This window comes from Algiphilus sp., assembly GCF_965216485.1.
In the GTDB taxonomy this organism is placed as follows: Bacteria; Pseudomonadota; Gammaproteobacteria; order Nevskiales; family Nevskiaceae; genus Algiphilus.
Map to the genome: position 1 here is coordinate 21,282 of NZ_OZ244162.1, position 22,970 is coordinate 44,251.

A 22,970-nucleotide genomic window follows, 5' to 3' on the forward strand; every position below is an offset into this window, starting at 1 on the left:
GATTTCCACACAAGCTCCCCCAATAACGCGTAGGTAATGATCACCACGCTATGCGCCCGCGTAGGTACAAGCAAGTCAGGAAATCTCGGTACATGCGCGCCTGGGACATACCGTGCAAGAGGGACCACACCCGCTTCCTAACCCGCTACCCGGCGCGACGCGCCATCGCGGTTCCGTCCGCCTTGCCTCGGGCGAGATGCCACTGCACCCACTCCCGGAATGCCTGGGCAGGCATGGCCCCCGCTTGCGTGGCGACGGATGTACCGCCCACCAGGACCATCAGCGTGGGCACGCTGCGGATAGCATATCGCGCCGCCGTCGCCGGTGCCGTATCCACGTTGACCTTGACGAAGCGCACCTCGGGCTCCATCACAGCGGCCGTAGCGTCAAAGATCGGCGCCATTGCCTTGCAGGGGCCACACCACGGCGCCCAGAAATCCACCACCACCGGCAACTGCTCGCCCTGCAGATAGGTGCTGAAGCCATCGTCATCCAAGGCGAATGCGCGCCCCTGAAACAGGGGCTGATGGCAGGCCCCGCATTGCCCTCCGGCCCTCAGGCGCGCAACGGGCAGTCGGTTGCGCCGACCGCAGGACGGACAAACGGTTTGTATCAACGCTTGGTCCATGGACACCCTTGACGTGTAAAAGCAGGACAACGGAAGGGAGTCTGAAAAGAGCGATCACCGGCCGCATTGATGCACGTCACGGATGCAGGACGATCTACACCCTGATTTCAGACGATCGCATTTGTGTCAGTGCGGCCGCTGGCCTTAGCCTGCGATGCAGAAAACTCAGCGGCACAGGCCATGGCCGCACACACGGGAGCGGAAGCAATGAGTGACAACACCGGTTACAAGCCGCCACGCGTATGGACGCAGGAAGAAGCCAGCGGCGGACGCTTCGCCAGCATCAACCGTCCGGTCGCGGGTCCCACACACGACAAGGAGCTGCCGGTCGGCAAGCACCCCTTCCAGCTCTATTCGCTGGCCACACCGAATGGGGTCAAGGTCACCGTGCTGTTCGAGGAATTGCTGGCGCTCGGGCACAGCGGCGCCGAGTACGACGCCTGGCCGGTCAATATTCTGGAAGGCGAGCAATTCGGCAGTGGCTTCGTACACGTGAACCCGAACTCGAAGATCCCGGCCTTGATGGATTACAGCGGTGAGACGCCGGTGCGGATTTTTGAGTCCGGCGCGATCCTGGTCCATCTGGCCGAAAAATTTGGCGCCTTTCTGCCCACCAGCACCGCTGCGCGGGCCGAAACGCTGAGCTGGCTGTTCTGGCAGATGGGGAGCGCACCTTTCCTCGGTGGTGGCTTTGGCCACTTTTATGCGTACGCGCCGGAGCCGATGAAGTACCCCATCGACCGCTTCACGATGGAGGTCAAGCGCCAGCTCGATGTCCTCAACCGCCGTCTCGCCGAGAGCCCCTACCTGGCGGGCGACGAGTACACGCTGGCCGATATCGCCAACTGGCCCTGGTACGGCGCGCTTGCCCTCGGACGGCTCTACGAAGCCGGTGAGTTCCTGCAGGTCGAGGAATACGAACACGTACGACGCTGGGCCAAGGAGCTGGATGTACGCCCTGCCGTGGAGCGCGGTCGCATGGTCAACCGCTTCTGGGGCGAGGCCCACGAGCAGTTGCCGGAGCGCCACGACGCCAGTGACTTCGAACTTCGCACCGCGGACAAGCTCCAGGATGCCAACAAGGCGGGCAGCATGGTCTGAACCGACCCGCCACAAGACCCCGCACAGCCCAGCCGAGTCGAAGCGCACCTGGACTCGGCCAGGTGTGCGCAGCGTCTATTGCGTGGCGAAGAGGGGCGTCGGATCGCTGTCTCCGCTCGGGTTGATGTCCTTGACGCGCTCGGTTCCGGCCTCGGTACCGTCGCTGCGCCATAGCTCCACCCCGGTAACACCGTCGTTGGCGCCGAAGTACAGCGTGCCGCCGCTGGCGATCATCCCGCGCGGCTGAGAGCCGTCATCACCCGGACGGATTTCGGCCACCTTGGTGATGCCACTGCCGAGGCCGTCGGTCCGCCACAACTCGTCGTTGAAGTTGCCGCCGTCAGCGCGCGCGCTGAAGTAGACATCGCCACCCAGGGCCGTCAGCGCGCTCGGCAGGATGCCGCTGGCACTGGTATTGACCTGTACCACGGTGGTGGCGGCTGCCGCCGTGTCGAGACGATAGAGATCTTCGTTGAACTGATCGTCCTGGGCGACGAAGTACAGCGTGCCGGCCGCCACAGTGGGCTCGCAGGGCAACGAATTGCCGCTGCTGTTGATATCGGTAATGCGCTCCACACTATTGCCATCGGACCGCCAAAGCTCGACACCCGCATTGCCGTCGTTAGCATTGAAGTAGAAGGCCCCCTGAAATACCAGCGGGTCGAAGCCGGGACCACAGGCCACACCAGGGGTTGCGTCATCCGCGCCGTTGTCGATATCGGCCACCCGACTGGCGCCGCTGGCAGGATCACCATCGCTGCGCCAGAGTTCCTTGCCCGTGTTGCCGTCACGGGCGAAGAACAGCAGCTGATCGCCGAGCACGGTCAGTTGTGTCGGGAAGGCGCCACCGCTGGGGTTGATATCTGTCACGCGCTCCGTGCCCGCGGCCGTTCCATCGCTGCGCCAGAGCTCGCCACCTGCGCCACCTTCCGCGCTGAAGTACAGCAGACCGTCGAAAACCGTGAAGCCCTCCGGCCGGGACCCATCGGCACCGCTCTGGATATCGGCCACGCGCTGGGTGCCATCGCGGGTCCCGTCCGAGCGCCACAGCTCCTCACCCGTGGCGCTATCCCGGGCAGCGAAATACAGCGCCCCGTTAAACACCGCAGCCTCGGAGAGTTCGACGCCGTCACCCGCGCCCGGCAGGATGTCCTTGACCAGCTGCGTACCGGCCTCACTGCCATCGGTGCGCCACAGCTCTCGGCCTTGGGCAGGGGTTTCCGCCGCAAACAGCACGAGATCGCCCACGCGATGGAAGGCACCGGCCTCCGAATTGGCTCCGCTGCCCGCGATGTTGCGCAGCAGACGCGTGCCGCCTTCGCTGCCATCCGACGTCCAGAGTTCGTCACCGACCTGGCCGTTCTTTGCAGAGAAATACACGCCGGCAACATCGCCGCGCCTATCGGCACCTTCATCCACGCCACCGCCGGAGCTGTCGCAGGCGGTCAGGACCACACCGCTGAAACCGATGAAGGCCAGTGTGAGAGGCGAAGGTAGGTTCCGCATGTCTGCCTCCTGTCATGCAAGGATCGCCCCACCGTGGCAGTCCGCGGGCGGGGCTTTCAAGCCCGTGCGCGGCATCGACTTCGGCGCAACGCGCCCTCCTGGCACAGTTCTTTCATGACAGCATGGGGTGCCCGCTTTGGGAGTCCGTGGATGCTCCGACTGATACTGCCCATCGCCGCCCTGCTGCTCGGTGTCGCCCTGTTACTGCTCGGCACCGGGTTGCTGAACACAGTCGTCGCCGTGCGCGGGGGTCTGGAGGGCTACAGCGACGGTCTGATCGGCATCATCATGTCCGGTTACTTCGTCGGTTTCTTCATCGGCACCTTCATTGCCATGCCGTTGATCCGCCGCGTCGGCCACATCCGTGCCTTTGCGCTCTGCGCCGCTCTTGCATCCGCCTCGGCGCTGGCCTACGTGCTCGTGATCCACCCGGTGGTGTGGGGCCTGCTGCGCGTGATGACCGGCGTCGTGCTCGTCATTCTCTACACAATCTCGGAGAGCTGGCTGAATGCGCAGACGCCAGCGGCCCAGCGGGGTCGCGTCTTTGCCATCTACATGGCCGTGAATCTTGGCTCGCTGGCAGCGGCCCAGCAGCTGCTCAGGCTCGATGCCACGACCTCCTATCTGCTCTTCATCATCGCCGGCATGCTCATCAGCGTGAGCCTGGTACCCGTGGCGTGGACGCGCATGGCCCAACCGGCAGTGCATGACGCGCAGCGGCTGCGACTGCGCCGGCTGTGGTCACTGGCACCACTGGCGGTCGCGGCCTCCTTCCTGTCCGGACTCGCCATGGGCGCCTTCTGGGGATTGGGTGCGCTCTACGCCGGACGCATCGGTCTTGACGCCTCGGGCATTGCGACCTTCATGACCGCTGCCATTCTCGGCGGCGCCGTGCTGCAGCTGCCCCTCGGCCGGCTATCGGACAGCTTTGATCGGCGGCTGGTGCTGAGCGCGGCGTCCATCGCGGCTGCCGTGGGCGGCGTCCTCCTGCTTGCACTCAGCGGCTCGGAGCGCTGGGTCACCATCGCCATCGCCCTCTATGGCGGCATGGCCTTCGCGATCTACCCCGTGGCCATCGCCCACCTCGTGGACCACCTGAGTGCGGATGATGTGCTCTCCGGCTGCTCCAGCCTGCTGCTATTGCATGGCGTGGGCGCGGCCATTGGCCCTGCATTGGCCGGCCAGATCATGGAATGGACCCATCTCCAGGCGCTGCCGCTCTACTTCGCGGCCACCCATGCGCTCCTGGCGGCTTATGCCATTCGTCGCCTGCTGCGGAATCGCCATGACGCAGAAGATCACAGCAGTGTCTTCGTACCGCTGGTACGGACCACGCCCATGGCGATGGAGATGCACCTTGCCTCGGCGACAGCTGACGAAGGCAGCCACGAAAACACTGCGACGGAATCGCATGCACCGCCAGACACCGATGCTACGCCCGGCAGGGCGTCCGATGGACCGGTGAATGACCAGCCGTCACCGGCTGGTCATCCCTGAGCGCGTTACATCGGCTCGACGCGGTCGTCGGTGACGCGAACGTCCTGACCCACGCGCAAGCCTTGGCGCGAGGCCAGCGTCAATTCGCGCTCACCGCCCTGCTGCATGTCGACGGTGACGTCGTACACCGTGTGCGATGCCTGCTCTTCACTGACTTCCTTGCCGGCGACGGCGCCGCCCACGGCGCCAGCCGCGGTGGCCGCGTCCTTGCCGCTTCCGGAACCCACCTGGTTGCCGGCCACACCGCCGATGATGGCACCGGCAACAGCGGCCATGGGTGAGGCTTCCCCTTCCACCTGGCGGGCCTGAATCGATTCGATTTCGCCGCACTGGCTGCAGTCCGAGCTGGAAAACATGCCATTGCAGGCACTCAGACCCAGGCTGGCAACCGCCACCGTCACGGCAAAACCGGTCGTCGTGTGTTTCATCGCTGGACTCCTTGTCGTGGAACACGCGGGAGACCATGGGATAGCGGTCGTGAATTGCCACTGAAGCCGCCGACGCCGTCGCATGGCACGGCCTCGCCAAAAGCGCCCGGAAGGCCGACGTCTGAACCGTCTTTCAGGTTGGTGACTGAACGCGCCCCATGCTGGTGCTGCATTGCAGCATCCACGCCTCAATTCGGTTCATATTCCAGTCACAAAAACCATAAATACCTGTTTTATAAAGCTCCATAAAAATGGCACGCGCCTTGCTCCTGTGTACCACATCGTTCCGTCATTGCATCCATACCGAACGTCCAGTCATCACCGGACCGGTATCAAAACCAGTCGGGCCAATGCAGCCCGCAGGACAACCAGATGGTCATGATTCGAATCCCTCTTTCCCGCAGTCTCCTCGCGGTCAGCGCGCTTTTGCTGGCAGCTTGTGGCGGTCACAGCGCCTCGGATACGCCGGATGTCGCGCCGAAGTTGTTCGATGGCACCGCCGCCGACCCAAGCCTGACCGGCCCCTATGAAACGGTGGCGCGCGACTATGACTTCGGCCGCATCACCGTCCGCGATGAGATCACCGACGCGCAGTACGAGAGCGATGTCCGCGGTTACATTCGGCATCCCGATAACAGTGACGGCCCGTGGCCGGTACTGCTGTTCCTGCACGGTCGCCATCAGACCTGTGAAACCACGATCGGCCAGTTGCCGGTTCCCGTACCCGAGGACAACTGCCCGAACATTGTCATCATCGAATCGGCGCTGAGCTTTCGCGGCTATGACTACATCGCCACGGCGCTGGCCAGTCACGGCTATGCGGTGTTGTCTGTCGATGCCAATGACATCAACGACAACGACAGCAGCCCGGGCAATGGCGATACCGGAGCGCTCGCGCGGGCCGAACTGGTGCTCAAGCACCTGGATAGCTTCCGCACGATCAGCCAGGAAGGCGGCCAAGGCTTCGACGACCTCGCCGGCAAGCTCGACTTCTCGCGGGTCGGACTCATGGGCCATTCACGCGGCGGCGAAGGCGTCAACAAGACCGTTGCCTTGAATGCCGCGCGGGACGCACCTCATGCTCTGAAAAGGGTCTTTGCACTGGCGCCCACAGACTACAACACGCTAACGGTGGCGGGTGTGCCCTTCATCAGCCTGGCGCCCTATTGCGATGGCGATGTCGAGGACCTCATGGGCAACTTCGCCTACGACACAGCCCGCTACGCCAAACCTGGCGATGACACGCCCAAATTCCAACTGCTCGCGATGGGCGCCAACCACAACTACTTCAATACGGTCTGGACCTCGGACGACTGGACCATTCACGACCCGGCGGGCAACGACAGCCATTGCGGCGGCAACAGCCCGAACAATCAGCGCGATACGCCGGAAGAGCAGCGTGCACTCGGCCTCTTCTTCATCGCCAGCTTCTTCCGCGCCTTCGTCGGCGGCGAAGCCGACTACGCGGCCTACTGGAACGGCCGCGCCAAGGTCCCCGACAGCGCCTGCCCCGATAGCAGCGGCCCCTGCGACGACCGCTATCTGCTCAGTGTGCACGCGCCGGAAAAGGACCGCCTGGTGGTCGATGCCACCCTGGACGACACCAGCTTGAGCACGAATGCCCTGGGCGGCGCAGTCACCCTGGAAGGCTTCTCGGAAATCGGCACCTGTGCCACCAATGGCCGCCCGGGAGAAGGCTGCGCCGTGGCGGAGCCCACCTTCAACACGGCCCCGCAGATCTTCCTGAGCTGGGATGCACCCGCGCGTCTGCGCAGCGATCTGATGGGCAAGGATGTGTCCGCCTATCAAATGATGTCGGTGCGCATCGGGGTATCGCACGGCGATACGGACAACGCCGATGGCCAGGACTTCCGTATCGAACTCGAAGACGGCAGCGGTGCCACCGCCAGCGTCGTCGCCAGCGACTTCAGCGATGCCCTTTTCTATCCGCCGGGGGACGACTTCGACAGTCCCGGCAGCCGCAAGACCACCCTCAACGCGGTGGACGTTCCACTGACGGCCTTCGAGGGCGTTGATCTGCAGGCCATCGACAGCGTCTCGCTGGTCTTCGACAAGACGCCCGCCGGAACTGTGCAGCTCACCGACCTGCTGTTCCAACGCACTCAGAACCTCCCCATCGTCATCACCGAGCAAGCGCCATGATCCACGTTCCCCGAACCCCCGTTCTTCGCTTCCTTCTCGCCTGCGCTGCGGGCCTGGGCGTTACTGCCTGCGGCGGTGGCAGCGGCAGCGGCGAAACCGGCTCCTTTGAACTCGTCGAGGCCACGATGGCCGATGTACACGACGCCCTTGCCGGCAAGAAGTTGATGCCCGACGGCGAGAAGCTCACCTGCGTCAAGCTGGTGGAGGCCTACATCGACCGCATCCTGCGCTACAACAATGCACCGCAGCCCAATGGCGGCCTGCCGATCCGCGGCGCGCTCTACATCAATCCGACGGCGCTCGATCAGGCCGAGGCACTGGATGCCAAGTACAAGCAGGAGGGCGGCGTAGGTGACCGCTATCTGCACTGTATGCCCGTGCTGCTGAAGGACAACTTCGACACCTTCGATCACCCCTCGACCTCCGGCTCCTACGCCATGCTCGGCCATCAGGCGGGTATCGACGCCGAGAGCGTCAAGGGCCTGCGCAAGGCTGGTGCGGTCATCCTCGGCAAGGCCAACCAGGATGAATTTGCCTTCTTCACCACAGGCTTTTCAGCCCGTGCCATCCAGGTCAGCAATCCCTATAACACGGCGGAAAGCCCCGGCGGCTCGTCCTCAGGCACCGGCGCTTCCATCGCGGCCAACTTCGCCCTCGGCGGAACTGGCAGCGACACCTGCATGTCCATCCGTCTGCCGTCGGCGGTCAATGGCCTGGTGGGCATTCGCCCGAGCCTGGGTGTGATCTCCCAACACGGCATCTTCCCGCTCAGCCATGAGCGCGATACGGGCGGCCCGATGGTGCGCACCGTACGCGACGCCGCCTTGATGCTGACGGCCATGGCCAGTGTCGATCCGCGGGACCCGAAGACCCTCGACTTCCCCGAGAGCGAGCGCCCGGAAAACTACGTCGAATACCTAGACCGCGAAACCAATGGCGCGGCCGGAAAGAACATCGGCGTACTACGCAGCTTCGGCAATGGCACCGATGCCGATGGCGCAGGTGTGCAGGCCGAGCTGCTGCAGGCCGCGGTCGACAAGCTCAAGTCACTGGGCGCCAATGTCTACGACGTGACGCTGCCCAAGTTCCAGAGCCGCGGCGCCAGCTCCACGCACTGGTACATGAATGACTACTTCAAGTTCTTCGACGAAGGGGGCGGCACCTCGCCGCGCGCCTGTGTCAGCAGTGCGCTGGCCACCCAGGAGCACGGTCGCGTTTCGGCCTGCACCGCCAATCTGCCCGGTTTCCGCGGCGGCATCGTGGAAAGCCTGCGCGTCGGTCCGCGCAGCGCCCCGCTGATGCTACTGACCGCCACGGGTGACCCCGACGCGGCACCGACGCAGGAAGAACTGGAGTCCATCGTGGACGAGCGCAAGTACGTCACCGCCGTGATGGACGGCGACCCCAGCGTCGAAGGCACGGTATTCGACGATCGCGGCGACCCGGTCCGGCTGGACGCTCTGGTGCTTTCGCCGGGGCCGAGCGGTGGCCGCACCTGCGACCTCGGCTCGACCACCCAGATGGGCTCGATCGTGGTCCCGATCGGCTTCGATGAAAGCGTGGGCGTGCCGCGTGGCATGGAAATCTTCGTGCGCCGCTTTGACGAAGGCACCGGCCTCGGCATCGCCTATGACTACGAGCAGGCCACGCTGCACCGCAAGCCGCCGGACATCTCGCCGGGACCGCTGGTGGAGAGCAACGACACCATCGCCGAGTTCAATGCCAACACGCAGAAGGCACTGATGCAGGCGGCATCGGTAGCACCGGAAGACCTTCCCACAGGGGTCTACCTCGACGTGCTGACCACCCTGACCGGCACCGCGCCCACCCCCTGATCCGGAGCGTCCCATGACCAGCCTGTATCCACGCCACAGCCGCTGGCTCGTTGGCCTCATCGCACTCTTCGTGGTGGGCTGCAGTGGCTCCAGCCTGCCGGAAGCGCCAGCAGGCGACGACGCCCCTGACGAGACCAGCAGTGCTGCCCGCTTCAGCTCGGTCGCGCCCAGCGCGGCCGAGCCCAAGGTCGGCGTCGAGGTTTCCGACGCCGTGCCCTACAGCTCCGCCGCCATCCTGGTGAGCGACCCCAGCACCGGCCTGCAATACAACGCCGATGTCGAAGGCCAGGTGCGCTACCCGCTGGAAGGCGACGGACCGCTGCCGGTCATCCTGTACCTGCACGGCCGTCACGCCACCTGCGTCTACGGTGACGGCACCGAATTCCTCAGCCCGGGCGTCTGTCCGGACTTCTCGGAAACCGGCGCGCCGCTGGTCCTCACCCAGCCCATCGACAACTTCAGAGGCTACGACTACATGGCGGACACGCTGGCCTCGCACGGCTACGTGGTCATCTCCATCGACGCCAATGATGTCAACGACAAGGACCTGGCGGGCGACGCCGGCGTCAACGCGCGTTCGCAACTGATCCTGCATCACCTCGATATCTTTCGCGCCATCAATACCGACGGCAGCTATCCGAGTCTGGCCGAACCAGAGGCCTTCATCAGCCTCAAGGAGCGTATGGACTTTGCCCGCGTCGGCCTGATGGGGCACTCGCGCGGCGGGCAGGCGGTGTCGCATGTGCATTTCCTTAATCTGCCAGGGCGGCAGACCACGGAAGTCGGCCTTCCTCCGCGTCAGTTGGCAGACCCATTCACCGCGCCGCACAGCATCAAGGCGGTCTTCGCGCTGGCACCCACCAACTTCGACTACATCACCGCACCTGACACCACCTACGCCGTCCTGCTGCCCTATTGCGACGGCGATGTCTCGAATCTGCAGGGTGCCTTCCTCTATGACGACTCCCGCTATGTGGCCGCAGAAAAACCGGCTGCCAAGTTCCAGATCCTGACCAAGGGCGGCAACCACAACTACTACAACACCCAATGGACCGGTGAAGAGGGCAACGGCGACGACTACACCAATGCCGACAGTTGGTGCGACCGCAGCGCCGAAGACAATGGTCGCGACAGCCCGGCCGCCCAACGTGCGCACGGTGAGTTCCTGATGTCCTCCTTCTTCCGCCTTTTTGTCGGCGGCGAAACCGACTTCAAATCCTACTGGCAGGGCCGTGCGCATCTGCCCGCCGATGCCTGCCCGGAGGACACCGAAGGCTTCTGTGACGACCGTGTGCTGCTCAGCATCCAGATGCCCGAAGCCAAGCGCATCGTCATCAACGACGCCCTCACACCGGAGCGACTCGCCACCAACAACCTGGCAGGCAATCAGACGGTGGACGGCTTCGAGCGCGCCGAGTTCTGCACCACCAAGAACACCGAGGGCACCAATGATGCCGATGGCTGCCCCTCGGTCCGCACCTTCGCCAATACCGGCCAGCTGTTCCTGCAATGGAAGACGGCCGGCGCCAGCTTCAAGACCGAGCTGGGTGGACTGGATGCGAGCAGCAAGGACTTCCTGAGCCTGCGGGTGGGCGTAGCCTTCAATGCCGCCAAGGACTTCAACAGCACGGACAAGCAGGATTTCCGTCTGGTGCTGACCGACAAGGGCGGCAACAGCAAGGAGCTGCTCGCCTCCGAATACGGCGATGTCCTCTTCGTACCGCCCGGGGATGCCGACAACGGCGAAGGCGCGAAGACCACACTCAACATGCTGCTCTTCCCGCTCAAGGCCTTTGCCGGCGTCGACCCCAGTCAGCTCGACACCCTGAAGCTCATCTTCGATCAGAGCATGGCCGGCGCCATCCAGATCGCAGACCTCCAGTTCCAGAACGCGCCTTCGCCATGAATCGACCCCATGCCCTCCCGCTCGTCCTCCTCGGCGCCCTGCTCGCCGCCTGTGGCAGCAGCACGCCGGAAGACAGCCCCGCTGATACCGCCGCCCCCGCCACCTTCACCCTGAAGGAAGCGACAGTCGCGGACATCCACGCCGCCTTCGCCGGCAAAAAAGTCACCGAAGACGGCAAGCCGCTGACCTGCCTCAAGCTGGGCGAGATGTACATCGACCGCATTGCGGCCCTGGATGACACACCGCAGGGCGCCTTTGCGATCAATGCCGTGCAGGCGCTCAACCCGCAGTGGCGGAATCAGGCCAAGGCACTCGACGCCGCCTATGCGGAGAAAGGACTGACCGGGCCACTGCATTGCGTGCCGGTCCTGCTCAAGGACCTGTACGACACCAAGGACGCGCCCACGACCGCCTCTTCGCTGTCGCTGGCCGGCTCGGTACCGCCTGACGACGCCACCTCGGTGGCCGGCCTGCGCAAAGCCGGCGCGCTGATTCTTGGCAAGGCAGCAATGACCGAATTCGCCTACTTCACGCAGAGCTACAACAGTGCGAACGGTCGCATCGCCACGCCCTACGACACCACACGCGACGCCGGCGGCTCCTCCGGGGGTAGCGCTGCGGCCATCGCCGCCAACTTCGCGGCTGTGGGCACCGGTTCGGACACCTGCGCCTCCATCCGCCTGCCACCGTCGAACAGCAGCCTTGTGGGCGTGCGCGCTTCCGTCGGCCTGGTCTCGCAGGACGGTCTGGTGCCGCTGTCGCACACTCAGGATGTCGGCGGCCCGATCACGCGCACGGTGCGCGACGCAGCACTCATGCTGGATGCCATGGCCTCCGTGGACCCGGCCGATCCGGCGACGCTGGACGCCGAGCGCAAGCAGCCCCCCACCTACACCGCCTACCTCAAGGCCGACGGCCTCACGGGCAAGCGGATCGGCATTCTGCGCACCTATGGCGGGTCTGCCGCCTTTGGCGGGGACGCCGAGGTCGATGCCTTGGTCGAGCAGGCGGCTGCCGACATGGCGGCCAAGGGGGCGGAGATCGTGGACCCGGTCGATCTGCCCGAGTTCGAAACGGTGTCTGTCATCGTGCAGGAGTTCGCCGACCATCTCGACGAGTATCTGGCCAGCTTCGACGCCCCCAAGGAGAACACCGAGGACGTCTTCACCGATCCGGGGGTGCATCCGGTAATCCGCGCTCTGGTCGGCGCCTCACTGGCGGCGCGCGACACCAGCAGCGCCGAGTATCAGCAGGCATTGGCCAAGCGCGACGCCATGCGAGCCTATGTGGAATCCGAAATGGACCGGCTGGAACTGGATGCGCTGATCTACCCGCCGGTCTCACAGCCTGCCCTGCCCACCGGCGTGCCACAAGGCAGCAACTGCGCCTTCAGCGCCACCACGTCCATGCCTTCCATCGTCGTCCCGGCCGGCTTCACCAGCGGCGACCTCCCCGTGGGCGTAGAAATCTTTGGCCGCAAATGGGATGAATCCACGTTGTTCACCATCGCCTACGCCTACGAACAGGCCACGCAACATCGCAAGCCGCCCGCGCTGGATGGCGATGCAGAGACACCCGCACCGGAGAACAGCCAATGAAGGTGCGCCACCTGCTGCTGGCCGCATCGGCCATCGCGCTGGCCGCCTGTGGCGGCAACCAGGAGCAGGCGGCATCAACGGTTGCCGTTGCCGAAAGTGCGCGCAACGCGCAATGCACGGACGCCTATGCGGATGGACTGCGCCAGCTCAACGGTATCGACCTGCAGCAGACCGATGTGCTAACGCTGCAAAAGACACTGCAGGCCGGCACGCTGACCAGCACCGAACTGGTGGTGCAGCAACTCGCCCGTATCGAGGCGTATGACCGCGCCAACGCGGCCTTGAATTCGGTTCGCAGTCTGGCGCCTGACGCCATCGCCCAGGCACAGATGAAGGACGCCGAACGCGCGGCCGGGCAGGCCAAGGGCCCGCTGCATGGCCTCACTGTATTGCTCAAGGACAACACCGGTACCCGCGACATGCCCACGACCGCGGGCTCCATTGCATTGGCGCGCAATTTCCCGGTGGCGGAGGCCTTCATCACCCAGCAGCTGCGCGATGCCGGTGCCATCGTGCTGGGCAAGACCAATCTCTCCGAATTCGCCAACTGGATGGACCTGCGCATGCCCAACGGCTACTCGTCGCTGGGCGGACAGGTCATCGCCCCCTACCGTTTCGATCTCGATCCGTCGGGCTCCTCCACCGGTTCAGGCGTGGCCGGCACCATGGCCTTCGGAACCGTGACCATTGGTACCGAGACCTCGGGCTCCATCATCAGTCCCGCAACCCGACACAGCCTGGTGGGCGTGAAACCCACCATCGGCCTGGTCAGCCGCTCCGGCATCATCCCGCTGGCGCACAGCTTCGATACCGCGGGACCCATGACGCGCAACGTCACCGATGCCGCCGCCGTGCTTGGCGTCATTGCAGGGCTGGATCCACTGGACGACGCCAGTCCGCGCTTTGAAGCTTCGCCGCTGGCGGGTGCCGTGCCCGACTACCTGGCCGCCCTGTCCGACACCGCACTCGAAGGGGTGCGTCTGGGCGTGCGTGAGGCGGATCTGACCGACAGCGGCCTGTTCGGCGCCGCACTAGCCGTGCTGGAAGCCGAGGGCGCGACTATCGTGCCCTTCGACGGCAATCTGCCGCCCTCGGTGGGTTCCTTCGCCTCCATCACCGCCATCCCCAACGAGTTCAAACTCTTCCTTAATCGCTATCTGGCCGAAGAAGCCGGCCCCGGCATTCCGGTACAGAGCCTGTCGGAGATCATCGCCTACAACGAAGGCTTTCCCGGTGCGGTGAAGTTCGGCCAAAGCCTGCTGCAGTTGTCCGACGCGCAGAGCGGGCAGGAACTCGATCCGGTCTACGTCCTGTCGCGCGAGACCGCCATTCTGAGCGCCCAGACCTGGATCGATCAGCAGCTGAGCAGCAACGACCTGGATGCGATTGTCGGCCCCAACGGCGCCAACACGGGCATCACGGCCGCGGCCGGCTATCCCAATGTCACCGTCCCGATGGGCTATGACGGCCAGGTTCCGCAGGGCCTTGCATTCGCCAGCACGGCCTTCGATGAAGCCGACCTGTTGGCCTACGCCTACGACTACGAGCAGGCCACCCAACTGCGCCAGCCACCCACCGTGCTGAATGCAGAGCTGGCGCTGCCCTGTTCCGCGCTGGTCACTGAATGAGGGCAGCGCGGTCGGTGCCCGCTGTGCTTAGCCCTTGCCGCTGATCACCAGCGCCAGATAGCTCACGTAGAGCAGCAGCAACATCACGCCTTCCCAGCGGCCAATGCGCCAGCCGGTGCGCATCAATGGCGCGAGCAGCACGGCAAAGCCGACCATCACCCAGAGATCGGTCGGCCCCACCCCGCCGGATTCCAGGGGCTGGATGAGGCTGGTGATGCCCAGAATGCCCAGGATGTTGAACAGGTTGGAACCCAGCACATTGCCCACGGCAATGTCGCCCTCGCCCTTGGCGGCTGCCACCACCGAGGCGGCCAGCTCGGGCAGGCTGGTGCCGATGGCAACAATCGTCAGGCCAATGACGGCGTCGGACAGCCCGGCCGCCTCGGCCACCGTGATTGCGCCCTGCACCAGCATGCGCGCCCCGACCACTAGTACTGCCAAGCCCACCACGACGAACAGGATGTCGCGGCCGACGGAACCCGAGGGCGCCGGCACCCCTTCTGCGAATTCCGCATGGACCACGGCGCTCTCGCGGCGCGCACTCCACAGGCTGAAGGCAACGTAGGCCAGCACGCCGACCACCAAGGCAGTGCCTTCGATCCGCCCCAGATGCCCGTCACTGACAAGGATCAGAAGAAGCACCGAGACCGCGATCACCAAGGGTGTGTCCACGCGCAACACCTTGGCCTGCACCGCCAGCGGCGTCACCATGGCCGCCAGGGCCAGGATCAGACCGATATTGCCGATGTTGGACCCGACCACATTGCCGAGCGCGATGGCACTACGATCGTTGAGGGCCGCCTCCACGCTCACCGCCAGCTCCGGCATGCTGGTACCGAAGGCCACTACGGTGAGGCCGATCACCAGCGGCGTCAGCCCCAGCCGCCCAGCGAGCGACGCGCTGCCGCGCACCAGCCCTTCCGCACCCACGTACAACAGGCCCAGTCCCGCGGCCATTGCCAGCCAAGCCCACAGCATGAAGATTCTCCTAGATTATCGTGGTCGACGGAGGCATCAGAATCCGAGCCTGCCGCCTCGTCGCTGAATGGACGAATCCCATCCGTCCGTTGCCGCCATCCTGAAGCCCGCGACGCGCCGGCGTCGAGCCCCACCGGCCGCAGTGCGTCAGGTCCAGTACGCATCGTCGCCCCTGTCGTCGAACCGTCACATGCGCGCGCAATAATCGCGGGTTGATCCAGCTCCTATCCTCCCATGAAGCAAATGAACCTCCGGCTGTGCGCCGCGCTATCGGCTCTGCTCATCCTGAACGGCTGCGGTGGTAACGGCACTGCGGGCCAGGCCGGTGCCCAAGCCCCGGTTGCTGATAACAGCGAGAGCCGTAATACGCGCAAACCGACCACGGAGACCACGCCGCACGACGCGGAAACGCCGCTGAATTTCATCATCCTGGGCGATGCCGGCACGCAAGACGCGGTGCAGTCCGGCCTGGCGGAAACCATGCAACTGGTGTGCGAGTCCAAGGCCACCGAATCCGTGCCCGGCTGCCATTTCGCGATAGCGGCCGGCGACAACATCTACTTCTTCGGCGCCTTCTCCACGCAGGACCCGCAGTTCAATACAGCCTTCGAGGATGTCTACGACGGACTCGACATCCCCTTCTATCTGGTGCTGGGCAATCACGACAACGGCGCCACCGGCCAGACCACGCAGCTCGGCGACAACCAGGTGGAATACACCTATCGCGAAGGTCGCCCCTCCCAGATGTGGCACATGCCGGCGCGCTATTACACGCACCGCTGGGGCAATGTGATGGAGTTGTTCGCAGTGGACAGCGACACCATCGATGGCGATTCGGATTCGATTTCGCTCGACGGCAATGCCTATGACAGCGCCTTCCAGCGGGAATGGCTGCGCAAGGCAACCGAACTCTCTCCGGCGCGCTGGAAGATTTCGATGAGCCACTACAACTACATCTCCAACGGCAACTACGGCGACGGCTCGCCCAGCTTCAAGGCCGCCATGGAGGAATCGCTCTGCGACCGCGTGCAGTTCCACGTGCAGGGCCATGAACACGACCTGCGCTGGCTCAAGCCGGTGGAATCCTGCGGCCGGACCGAGTTCATCGTTTCCGGTGCCGGCGGCCGCACGGAAACCCGTCCTGCCTCCAACCTCGGCTTCGAGGAGCGCGAGGGCGACAAGAACGGCATCTCCGACTATCGCGGCTCCGCCGGCTTCATGTGGGCGACGATTCTCGGCGACACCATCCGCGTGGAGTGGTACGGCGAAAACATCGAGGGCCTGAACCCGCCCGAACCCGTAGAAGTCTTCACGCTGACCCAGAGCGAACTCGGCTGGTAGCGCGAACGCGCGGCCGCCTTCTTCGGCTCCATGGCGGGTAACGGACAGCAAACGCGCAAGGTAGTGCGTCTCAGTCATCTGGTGCGCTTGGCCACCTTGGGCTGCGCGTGCTTTCTGAGCGCGTGCAGCCCCGGTACGCCCGACGTCAGCGAGGTACTCGACAGTTATCGTGCCGTCGCCCACGCGGCCTACGCCGAATCCCACGCCCGCGCCGTCACCCTAGCGCAGCGCGTTGAAGACCTGGTGGCCGCGCCGGGGCCCGACACCCTGGCCGCCGCCCGCCAGGCGTGGCGCGCCGCCCGCGTACCGTATTCCCAAAGCGAAGGCCTGCGCTTCGGCAACTGGTTCGTCGACGAATGGGAAACGCGCGTCAATGCCTGGCCGGTGGACGAAGGCTTCATCGACTACGTGGCCGACGGCTACGCTGCTTCCGAGGCCAACCGCCACAGCCGGCTGAGCGTGGTAACCGCCCCCGCCGTGACCATCGGCGGCCGCACCATCGAATTGGAGCCTCTCAGCTGGGCCAAGCTCGAAGGACTGCACGCCTTGAGCGACCACGAATCCAACGTGGCCACCGGTTTCCACACCATCGAGTTTCTGCTGTGGGGTCAGGACCTGCACGGCCACACACCCGGCGCCGGCGAACGCCCGTGGACCGACTACAGCCGCGACGCCGCCACCTGCACCGACGGTCCACGCAGGGCTCCGCTGGCGCACTGCCAGCGACGCGGCGCCTACCTCATCACCAGCGCACACTATCTGGCGCACCAGCTCACGCTGATGCGGGCGCGCTGGGCCGATGCCGAAGGCAGCTACGGGGATCGTCTCGTGCGCGGTGACGCCAAGGAGGGACTGCGCCGGGCACTTTTTGGCCTGGCGTCCATGTCCGGAGAGGAACTCGCCAGCGAACGCATGCAGGTCGCGCTCATGGCCGGGTCTCCCGAAGAGGAGCAGGACTGCTTCTCGGATGACACACACCAGTCGCTGTATTTCAACGCGGTGGGCATTGAGAACCTCTACCGTGGCCGCTTCGGCGAACAGACCTTCTCGCCGTCGCTGTCAGACCTCGCGCAAGCGGTGAACCCTGAGCTTGCCAAGCGCATCGACCGCGCGTTGACCGACACCCGCGACAGTCTGCAGGCCATTCGCGAGGCTGCCGATACCGGACGCCCCTTCGACGTCCTGATCGCGCCCGACGCGCATGAGGGCCATGCGCTTATCCGCACGGCCATGGCGCATCTGCATGCCCAAACCGCCGCCTTCGAAGCACTGGGGGAAGCACTGCAGTTGGGCGATTTGAACCCGCAAGCCCCGCGCGGGGTGCCCGAGCGGGATTCATGAAGCGCGGTTGCGGGACGGCCCTCTTCGCGGGGCTCTTGCTGTCGTTGCTCACGGGCTGCAGCGAGGATGCACCGGTGCGTCACCCCAGCCACCATGCGCCGCCCGATGTCACGCAGCTGCCTGCCAAAGCGCTGCCAGGCGGCGACACGACCTTCGTCAACCGCAATCCCGAGAACCGCCGCGGCATCGATGATTTCTCGCAGCCGTCTGCGAATCTGCCGGCGTCTCAGCGCGGCACCTTCGCCGTTGGCAACTCCTTCTTCACGAACGCCTGGGTGAGCGCCCCAGCCTCCACCACTGCACGCGATGGCCTCGGTCCGCTCTACAGCGCGGCGGCCTGCCAGGACTGCCATGTGCGCGACGGCCGCGGCCACCCGCCTCCGCATGCGGACGCGCCCATCACCGCGGGCATTGTCACCTTTGCCAGCGCGTCCGGCGAGGCGCACCCGGTGTACGGCGGGCAACTGCAGACGCGGGCACTGCCGGGTGCCGCACCGGAGGCCCGCGTGCGCGTGCAGTGGCAGACCTTCACCGAATCCCTGCCGGACGGTACCGAGATCGCCGTGCGGCGGCCACGGTGGCAAGCGGATCAATGGGGGTATGGAGAGCCCGAAAGCGACACCCGCGTTAGCTTTCGCATCGCACCGCCCATGATCGGGCTCGGCCTGCTCGAAGCCATCGACACAGCCGCGATCGAAGCCGAAGCCGCACGCCAGCAGGCCGACCCGGCGCCGCCCAACGGGCGCGTCCATCGCATCGCGCGCTCCGATACTGAAGCCAGCACTGTGGGAAGATTCGGCTGGAAAGCCACGCAGCCGACCGTGCACGCGCAAAGCATGAAAGCCTTCGCGCATGATCTCGGCATCACCTCCGAGCTGTTTGCCACCGACGAGTGCACGCCGGCACAACGCGTTTGCCAGGATTTCCCCAACGGCGGCAACCCCGAACTCTCGATCGATATCGGCGAAGCCGTCGTGTTCTACGCACGCCACCTGGCACCACCGGCAAGGCGCTACGTCGACCGGCCCGATGTCGTTACCGGCGAGACCTTGTTTACACGCATCGGCTGCGCGGCGTGCCACACCCCGAGCTGGACCACGGCGAAAGACGCCGAGCCCAGCCTTGCCGGCCAGACCATCTGGCCCTACACGGACCTGCTGCTGCACGACATGGGTGAAGGCCTCGCCGACGGCCGCCGCGAGGGCGCCGCCGGGCCGCGCGATTGGCGCACGCCGCCCCTCTGGGGGCTTGGCCATACAACCCCGATCGGTGGCGCAAACGCCGGCTACCTGCACGATGGCCGCGCCCGTACCCTGGCGGAAGCTATTCTCTGGCACGGTGGCGAAGCCCAGGCCGCACGCGACGCCTGGGCGTCGCTGTCCGCCACCGAGCGACGCAAGGTGATCCGCTTCCTCGCCGCACTCTGACGCCGGTGCGCACAAAAAACCCGGGCCCTCTCCGCAGAGAGAACCCGGGCTGACTTGCGACAGATTGGGTGCTTAGCTCACCAGATCAAAGCGATCCGCGTTCATGACCTTGTTCCAGGCCGAGGCGAAGTCGCAGATGAACTTCTCCTGGGCGTCGTCCTGGGCATAGACCTCGGCGTAGGCACGCAGGATGGAGTTGGAGCCGAAGATGAGGTCGACACGGGTTGCCGTCCACTTCAGCTCACCGGTCTTGCGATCACGAATCTCATAGAGATTGTTCTCGACCGGCTTCCAGGTGTTGGCCATGTCGGTCAGGTTGACGAAGAAGTCATTCGTCAACTGCCCTTCGCGATCCGTAAACACGCCGTGCTTGTTACCGCCGAAATTGGCGCCGAGCGCGCGCATGCCACCGATGAGCACCGTCATCTCGTGCGCGGTGAGGCCCAGCAGCTGAGCGCGGTCCAGCATCAGCTCTTCCGGCTGCACCACGTAGTCCTTTTTCTGCCAGTTGCGGAAAGCGTCGGCCACCGGCTCCAGCGGGGCGAAGGAATCGGCATCCGTCATGGCATCGGTGGCGTCGCCGCGACCGGGCTGGAAGGGCACATTGAGATCATGGCCGGCCGCCTTGGCCGCCTCTTCGATGGCCTGATTGCCACCGAGGACGATGACGTCCGCCACGCTCACGTCGCTGTCGGCGGCGATCTGCTCGTACACCTTCAGCACCTTGGCCAGGCGATCCGGCTCGTTGCCTTCCCAGTCCTTCTGCGGAGCAAGTCGGATGCGCGCGCCGTTGGCGCCGCCGCGCATGTCCGAGCCGCGGAAGGTGCGCGCGCTGTCCCATGCGGTGCTGATGCGGTCGACAATGGACAGGCCCGCCTTGGCGATCTGAGCCTTGACGGCGTCGACGTCGTAGTCGGCCTTGCCGGCCGGCACCGGGTCCTGCCAGATGAGGTCTTCATCCGGCACTTCCGGGCCGAGATAACGCGGCTTCGGTCCCATGTCACGGTGCGTGAGCTTGAACCAGGCGCGGGCGAAGACATCCTGGAAGTAGGCCGGGTCGGCGCGGAACTTGTCGAGGCAGGCGCGATAGCTGGGGTCCAGCTTCATCGCCATGTCCGCGTCGGTCATGATCGGGTTGTGGCGGATGGAGGGGTCGGTGGCGTCCACCGGCTTGTCCTCTTCCTTCATGTCCACCGGCTCCCACTGCGAGGCGCCGGCCGGGCTCTTGCTGAGTTGCCATTCGTGGTCGAGCAGCGCGTCAAAGTAGCCCATGTCGAACTGCGTCGGGTGCTTGGTCCAGGCGCCTTCGATGCCGGAGGTCACGGCCTTGGAGGCCTTGCCTTCCATGTGCGGATTGCGCCAGCCAAAGCCCTGCTCTTCCACATCCGCGCCTTCCGGCGCCGGGCCGAGGGCTTCAGCATCGCCGTTGCCGTGGCACTTGCCGACGGTGTGGCCGCCCACCGTGAGCGCCGCTGTTTCCTCGTCGTTCATCGCCATGCGTGCAAAGGTCACGCGCACCTGCTCGGCCGTGGCCAGCGGGTCCGGGTTGCCATTGACGCCTTCCGGGTTCACATAGATGAGGCCCATCTGCACGGCAGCCAATGGATTTTCCATCGTCTCCGGCTTGCTGACGTCCTCATAGCGCTCATCGGAGGGCGCCAGCCATTCCTTCTCCGCGCCCCAGTAGATGTCCTTCTCCGGGTGCCAGATGTCCTCGCGACCAAAGGCGAAGCCAAAGGTCTTCAGGCCCATCGATTCATAGGCCACATTGCCGGCGAGAATGAACAGATCCGCCCAGCTCAGCTTGTTGCCGTACTTCTTCTTGATCGGCCACAGCAGGCGGCGCGCCTTGTCGAGGTTGCCGTTGTCCGGCCAGCTGTTGATGGGCGCGAAGCGCTGGTTACCGGTGCCCGCGCCACCGCGGCCGTCAGCGATGCGATAGGTACCCGCGGCATGCCACGCCATGCGGATCATCAGGCCGCCGTAGTGGCCCCAGTCCGCCGGCCACCAATCCTGGCTGTCGGTCATCAGCGCGTGGAGGTCCTGCTTGAGCGCCTTGACGTCGAGCTGCTTGACGGCCTCGCGGTAGCTGAAGTTTTCGCCCAGCGGGTCCGTCTTGTGGTCGTGCTGATGGAGGATGTCCAGATTCAGCGACTTCGGCCACCAATTCACCACGCTGTTGCCCACTTCCGTATTACCGCCGTGCATCACCGGGCATTTGCCGGTGGTCTGACCTTCGATTGCACCCATTGCTCGCTCCTCATGATTTGCTGCTTAGACTGACCCGGCCGGGGCAATTGCCGAATGCAAATGCGTCAGCCGAACATGCCCGACACTCTAGCCACCATTCACGGCCGGTAGCGCTTGACGTTGGAATGCTGTTCCACCGACAGGAACACTTTATTGCACCGAGCGTACTTGACCGAAGTTGCATTTGATGCGCCTCCCCATAGGTCGCCGCTATCACGCAAGCTTTTGCATGGACTCAACAACCGCGCTCTTCCCGAAAGGAAAAGCCGGGGTCGCATGCGGGCACAAACGGGGCGACGTGAGCAACGAGTCCTGTCTCTTTGCGAGGCGGCTCGAGCCCATGTCATTGCGGACGAAACACGGCAACCGTTGACTTCATGGTATGGCTTACTGGTCAGCCAGCGCTGAATTGGGCTTTGCAATAATCGATGAGTTCTCGCGTCTTGCGCGTTTGGCCCGCCCGCCGGGGAACCACCGCATAGAATTTGCGCTCAGCAAACCGGGTATCGAGCCTGATAGACACCAGGGCGCCCTGAGCGACAAATGCCTCGGCGACGTAGGTCGGTAGTCTGGCAATCCCGGCTCCGACCGCGGCCATGCGGGCGGCGCTTGCCATCGAATCCACGACACAGGAAAAGGGACCGACACACATTTGTCCGTCCTCAAAGATCCATTCGCGATCGAACTTCGGATTCTGATAGCCCAGCAAGCGATGCGCGCAAAGCTGCTCGACTGTCTCCGGCACAAGGTGTTCTCGGAGATACTGTGGGGAGGCGAACAGCCCCTGACTCAGCAAGCCGAGGGGGGTCGCAACGAGCGAAGAGTCCTGCAGCGGACCGAGCCGAAATGCCACGTCAATCCGTTCGGCGATCAGGTCAACATTGCGGTCGGTCAATGTCAGGTGCAGCTGAATCTGCGGATAGGACTGCAGGAATGTGGCGAGCCAGTCACTCAGGAAGGTCTCGCCTTCGGGCAACGCGGCGGTCACGCGCAGCGGCCCGCGTAAGTCCGCCTGGACGTCCTGAACCGCCGCGATAGCGTCGCGCCTTGCATCGCTGATGTCTTGCGCGCGTGGCAGTAGCCGCTCCCCCGCCTCCGTCAGCAGCAGCTGCCGCGTGCTGCGCTCGATCAGCCGTGCATCCAAGTGTTCCTCGAGACTGCGAATGCGCCGACTGACTGTGGACGTTTGCAATCCCGCGCGGCGGGCTGCCTCGGAGAAACTGCCGAACTCCGCGACCATTGCAAACAAGACCATGTCATCTGCAGACATATCCCTATTTACCCGAAAATTGCAACACTGATTTGCACTCTACCCCGCTAATCAGGGCGGCGCCGCACCTCCA

The 22,970-nt window shown here is 64.8% G+C and carries 16 protein-coding genes; 10 read left to right on the forward strand and 6 right to left on the reverse strand.

The features are described from left to right. Positions 1-145: 145 nt before the first annotated feature. Positions 146-628, reverse strand: a complete 483-nt coding sequence (gene trxC, locus ACOOFO_RS00080; protein WP_420427652.1) for a thioredoxin TrxC — start codon at positions 626-628, stop codon at positions 146-148. A 207-nt stretch (positions 629-835) separates the two neighbouring features. On the opposite strand from trxC, the gene yghU reads away from it, so the two are divergent. Then, a complete protein-coding gene (gene yghU / locus ACOOFO_RS00085) occupies positions 836-1,729 on the forward strand; it encodes a glutathione-dependent disulfide-bond oxidoreductase (protein WP_420427653.1) in 894 nt (297 codons plus the stop codon). 75 nt (positions 1,730-1,804) lie between these two features. Here yghU and ACOOFO_RS00090 read toward each other — a convergent pair whose 3' ends face one another. Further along, the gene (locus ACOOFO_RS00090) at positions 1,805-3,235 is read right to left on the reverse strand and encodes an ELWxxDGT repeat protein (RefSeq protein ID WP_420427654.1); all 1,431 of its coding nucleotides are present in this window, start codon (positions 3,233-3,235) and stop codon (positions 1,805-1,807) included. Positions 3,236-3,385: 150 nt separating this feature from the next. Between ACOOFO_RS00090 and ACOOFO_RS00095 the strand changes: the two genes are divergently transcribed. Beyond that, positions 3,386-4,732 carry an MFS transporter gene (locus ACOOFO_RS00095; RefSeq protein WP_420427655.1) on the forward strand — a complete coding sequence of 449 codons (1,347 nt, stop codon included), beginning with the start codon at positions 3,386-3,388 and terminating at the stop codon, positions 4,730-4,732. A 5-nt stretch (positions 4,733-4,737) separates the two neighbouring features. Here ACOOFO_RS00095 and ACOOFO_RS00100 read toward each other — a convergent pair whose 3' ends face one another. Next, positions 4,738-5,160, reverse strand: a complete 423-nt coding sequence (locus ACOOFO_RS00100; RefSeq protein WP_420427656.1) for a glycine zipper 2TM domain-containing protein — start codon at positions 5,158-5,160, stop codon at positions 4,738-4,740. A 378-nt stretch (positions 5,161-5,538) separates the two neighbouring features. On the opposite strand from ACOOFO_RS00100, the gene ACOOFO_RS00105 reads away from it, so the two are divergent. Genes ACOOFO_RS00105 through ACOOFO_RS00125 form a run of 5 tightly spaced genes read left to right on the forward strand, consistent with a single transcriptional unit; the run spans position 5,539 to position 14,290 of the window. Then, the gene (locus ACOOFO_RS00105) at positions 5,539-7,323 is read left to right on the forward strand and encodes an alpha/beta hydrolase (protein WP_420427657.1); all 1,785 of its coding nucleotides are present in this window, start codon (positions 5,539-5,541) and stop codon (positions 7,321-7,323) included. After that, positions 7,320-9,158 carry an amidase gene (locus ACOOFO_RS00110; protein WP_420427658.1) on the forward strand — a complete coding sequence of 613 codons (1,839 nt, stop codon included), beginning with the start codon at positions 7,320-7,322 and terminating at the stop codon, positions 9,156-9,158. The genes ACOOFO_RS00105 and ACOOFO_RS00110 overlap by 4 nt, the downstream gene beginning before the upstream one ends. A 13-nt stretch (positions 9,159-9,171) precedes the next feature. Beyond that, complete coding sequence (locus tag ACOOFO_RS00115) at positions 9,172-11,064, forward strand: alpha/beta hydrolase (RefSeq protein WP_420427659.1); 1,893 nt, start codon at positions 9,172-9,174, stop codon at positions 11,062-11,064. Further along, complete coding sequence (locus tag ACOOFO_RS00120; protein WP_420427660.1) at positions 11,061-12,662, forward strand: amidase; 1,602 nt, start codon at positions 11,061-11,063, stop codon at positions 12,660-12,662. The genes ACOOFO_RS00115 and ACOOFO_RS00120 overlap by 4 nt, the downstream gene beginning before the upstream one ends. After that, positions 12,659-14,290 carry an amidase family protein gene (locus ACOOFO_RS00125; protein ID WP_420427661.1) on the forward strand — a complete coding sequence of 544 codons (1,632 nt, stop codon included), beginning with the start codon at positions 12,659-12,661 and terminating at the stop codon, positions 14,288-14,290. The genes ACOOFO_RS00120 and ACOOFO_RS00125 overlap by 4 nt, the downstream gene beginning before the upstream one ends. A 27-nt stretch (positions 14,291-14,317) precedes the next feature. Here the strand turns inward: ACOOFO_RS00125 and ACOOFO_RS00130 are convergent, their stop codons facing one another. Next, the gene (locus ACOOFO_RS00130) at positions 14,318-15,268 is read right to left on the reverse strand and encodes a calcium/sodium antiporter (protein ID WP_420427662.1); all 951 of its coding nucleotides are present in this window, start codon (positions 15,266-15,268) and stop codon (positions 14,318-14,320) included. A 234-nt stretch (positions 15,269-15,502) separates the two neighbouring features. On the opposite strand from ACOOFO_RS00130, the gene ACOOFO_RS00135 reads away from it, so the two are divergent. From ACOOFO_RS00135 to ACOOFO_RS00145, 3 genes are all read left to right on the forward strand, one after another. Then, positions 15,503-16,609: a metallophosphoesterase gene (locus tag ACOOFO_RS00135; protein ID WP_420427663.1), complete on the forward strand. Its 1,107-nt coding sequence runs from the start codon at positions 15,503-15,505 to the stop codon at positions 16,607-16,609. 63 nt (positions 16,610-16,672) lie between these two features. After that, positions 16,673-17,950 (forward strand): imelysin family protein, encoded by a 1,278-nt coding sequence (locus tag ACOOFO_RS00140; RefSeq protein WP_420427664.1) that lies wholly within the window; start codon positions 16,673-16,675, stop codon positions 17,948-17,950. Then, entirely contained in the window at positions 17,947-19,377 is a 1,431-nt protein-coding gene (locus tag ACOOFO_RS00145) for a di-heme oxidoredictase family protein (RefSeq protein ID WP_420427665.1), read from the forward strand. Before ACOOFO_RS00140 ends, ACOOFO_RS00145 begins: the two co-directional genes overlap by 4 nt. 72 nt (positions 19,378-19,449) lie before the next feature. Here the strand turns inward: ACOOFO_RS00145 and katG are convergent, their stop codons facing one another. Together katG and ACOOFO_RS00155 are read right to left on the reverse strand one after the other, a co-directional pair. Beyond that, complete coding sequence (gene katG / locus ACOOFO_RS00150) at positions 19,450-21,627, reverse strand: catalase/peroxidase HPI (protein WP_420427666.1); 2,178 nt, start codon at positions 21,625-21,627, stop codon at positions 19,450-19,452. A gap of 394 nt (positions 21,628-22,021) precedes the next feature. Next, entirely contained in the window at positions 22,022-22,897 is an 876-nt protein-coding gene (locus tag ACOOFO_RS00155; RefSeq protein ID WP_420427667.1) for a LysR family transcriptional regulator, read from the reverse strand. Positions 22,898-22,970: the final 73 nt, after the last annotated feature.

Coding starts and splice junctions, on each gene's coding strand:
- ACOOFO_RS00135 (WP_420427663.1), top strand. CDS start 15,503: ATGAAGCAAATGAACCTCCGGCTGTGCGCCGCGCTATCGGCTCTGCTC.
- ACOOFO_RS00105 (WP_420427657.1), top strand. CDS start 5,539: ATGATTCGAATCCCTCTTTCCCGCAGTCTCCTCGCGGTCAGCGCGCTT.
- ACOOFO_RS00110 (WP_420427658.1), top strand. CDS start 7,320: ATGATCCACGTTCCCCGAACCCCCGTTCTTCGCTTCCTTCTCGCCTGC.
- ACOOFO_RS00115 (WP_420427659.1), top strand. CDS start 9,172: ATGACCAGCCTGTATCCACGCCACAGCCGCTGGCTCGTTGGCCTCATC.
- ACOOFO_RS00095 (WP_420427655.1), top strand. CDS start 3,386: ATGCTCCGACTGATACTGCCCATCGCCGCCCTGCTGCTCGGTGTCGCC.
- ACOOFO_RS00125 (WP_420427661.1), top strand. CDS start 12,659: ATGAAGGTGCGCCACCTGCTGCTGGCCGCATCGGCCATCGCGCTGGCC.
- ACOOFO_RS00090 (WP_420427654.1), bottom strand. CDS start 3,235: ATGCGGAACCTACCTTCGCCTCTCACACTGGCCTTCATCGGTTTCAGC.
- trxC (WP_420427652.1), bottom strand. CDS start 628: ATGGACCAAGCGTTGATACAAACCGTTTGTCCGTCCTGCGGTCGGCGC.
- ACOOFO_RS00100 (WP_420427656.1), bottom strand. CDS start 5,160: ATGAAACACACGACGACCGGTTTTGCCGTGACGGTGGCGGTTGCCAGC.
- ACOOFO_RS00120 (WP_420427660.1), top strand. CDS start 11,061: ATGAATCGACCCCATGCCCTCCCGCTCGTCCTCCTCGGCGCCCTGCTC.
- ACOOFO_RS00130 (WP_420427662.1), bottom strand. CDS start 15,268: ATGCTGTGGGCTTGGCTGGCAATGGCCGCGGGACTGGGCCTGTTGTAC.
- yghU (WP_420427653.1), top strand. CDS start 836: ATGAGTGACAACACCGGTTACAAGCCGCCACGCGTATGGACGCAGGAA.
- ACOOFO_RS00145 (WP_420427665.1), top strand. CDS start 17,947: ATGAAGCGCGGTTGCGGGACGGCCCTCTTCGCGGGGCTCTTGCTGTCG.
- katG (WP_420427666.1), bottom strand. CDS start 21,627: ATGGGTGCAATCGAAGGTCAGACCACCGGCAAATGCCCGGTGATGCAC.
- ACOOFO_RS00155 (WP_420427667.1), bottom strand. CDS start 22,897: ATGTCTGCAGATGACATGGTCTTGTTTGCAATGGTCGCGGAGTTCGGC.